This window comes from Vibrio sp. 2-Bac 85, assembly GCF_037546705.1.
In the GTDB taxonomy this organism is placed as follows: Bacteria; Pseudomonadota; Gammaproteobacteria; order Enterobacterales; family Psychromonadaceae; genus Psychromonas.
The window spans coordinates 1-1,433 of the sequence record NZ_JALAAB010000044.1; the positions used below are offsets into that span (position 1 = coordinate 1).

The 1,433-nt window shown below is 43.3% G+C and carries 3 protein-coding genes; all 3 read left to right on the forward strand.

The features are described from left to right. Positions 1 to 15: 15 nt before the first annotated feature. The 3 genes from rpsM to rpsD are packed head-to-tail and all read left to right on the forward strand — an operon-like array spanning position 16 to position 1,427. The gene (gene rpsM, locus MT390_RS19645) at positions 16 to 372 is read left to right on the forward strand and encodes a 30S ribosomal protein S13 (RefSeq protein WP_028868863.1); all 357 of its coding nucleotides are present in this window, start codon (positions 16 to 18) and stop codon (positions 370 to 372) included. Between the two features lie 11 nt (positions 373 to 383). After that, positions 384 to 773: a 30S ribosomal protein S11 gene (gene rpsK / locus MT390_RS19650; protein WP_019613697.1), complete on the forward strand. Its 390-nt coding sequence runs from the start codon at positions 384 to 386 to the stop codon at positions 771 to 773. A gap of 33 nt (positions 774 to 806) precedes the next feature. Next, positions 807 to 1,427 (forward strand): 30S ribosomal protein S4, encoded by a 621-nt coding sequence (gene rpsD / locus MT390_RS19655; RefSeq protein ID WP_028869289.1) that lies wholly within the window; start codon positions 807 to 809, stop codon positions 1,425 to 1,427. The last annotated feature ends 6 nt before the right edge of the window (positions 1,428 to 1,433 follow it).

The following is a 1,433-nucleotide window of genomic DNA, read 5'->3' on the forward strand; positions in this document are numbered from 1 at the left end:
TTTAAGGAGTGCATAGTGGCCCGTATCGCTGGCATTAACGTTCCTGATCATAAGCATGCAGTTATCGCATTAACTGCTATTTTCGGCATTGGCAAGACTCGTTCACAGATTATCTGTGCAGAGTCAGGCATTGCAGAATCTACTAAGCTTAAAGATCTGGATGAAACACAAATCGAAGCTCTTCGTACAGAAGTAGCTAAATTCGCCGTTGAAGGTGATTTACGTCGTGAAGTATCTATGAGCATCAAGCGTCTAATGGACCTTGGTTGTTACCGTGGACTTCGTCATCGTCGCAGCTTGCCTGTACGTGGTCAGCGTTCTAAAACGAATGCTCGTACCCGTAAAGGTCCGCGTAAAGCAATTAAGAAATAGGGTAAGAGATCATGGCTAAAACACCAACTCGTGCTCGCAAGCGCGTTAAAAAGCAAGTTGCTGATGGTATGGCACATATCCATGCTTCTTTCAACAACACAATCGTAACTATTACAGACCGTCAAGGTAATGCTCTTTCTTGGGCTACTGCAGGTGGTTCTGGTTTCCGTGGTTCTCGTAAATCTACTCCGTTCGCTGCGCAGGTTGCTGCTGAACGTGCTGCTGAAGCAGCAAAAGAGTATGGCCTTAAAAACGTAGAAGTTTTTGTAAATGGACCAGGACCTGGTCGTGAATCTTCGATTCGCGCACTAAACGCGGCGGGTTTCCGTGTAACTAATATTACTGACGTTACACCGATCCCACATAATGGTTGTCGTCCACCAAAGAAACGTCGCGTTTAATCGCAACTTTCTAAGGTAATTGGAGAAAGAACAATGGCAAGATATTTAGGTCCTAAGCTTAAGCTTAGCCGTCGTGAAGGAACTGATTTATTCTTAAAATCAGGTGTCCGCGCGATCGATTCTAAGTGTAAAATCGAAAACGCACCAGGTGTACACGGTGCGCGTAAACCACGTCTATCAGACTACGGTTTACAATTACGTGAAAAGCAAAAAGTACGTCGTATGTACGGTGTATTAGAAAAGCAATTCCGTAACTACTATAAAGAAGCTGCTCGTTTACAGGGCAACACTGGCGAAAACTTACTTCAACTTCTTGAAGGTCGTTTAGACAATGTTGTATACCGTATGGGCTTTGGCGCAACACGTGCTGAATCACGTCAACTAGTTAGCCATAAAGCTATTCTAGTGAACGGTAAAGTTGTAAATATCCCTTCATTTAACGTTAAACCTAGCGATGTTATCGCAATTCGTGAAAAAGCTAAAAAGCAATCACGTATTGGCGCTGCATTAGAAATCGCTGGTCAACGTGAAGCCCTTGCTTGGGTTGAAGTTGATACAACGAAGATGGAAGGCGAGTTTAAACGTCAACCTGAACGTTCAGATTTATCTGCTGAGATTAACGAACAGTTAATCATCGAACTTTACTCTAAGTAAAGTTAA

Coding starts and splice junctions, on each gene's coding strand:
- rpsK (WP_019613697.1), top strand. CDS start 384: ATGGCTAAAACACCAACTCGTGCTCGCAAGCGCGTTAAAAAGCAAGTT.
- rpsD (WP_028869289.1), top strand. CDS start 807: ATGGCAAGATATTTAGGTCCTAAGCTTAAGCTTAGCCGTCGTGAAGGA.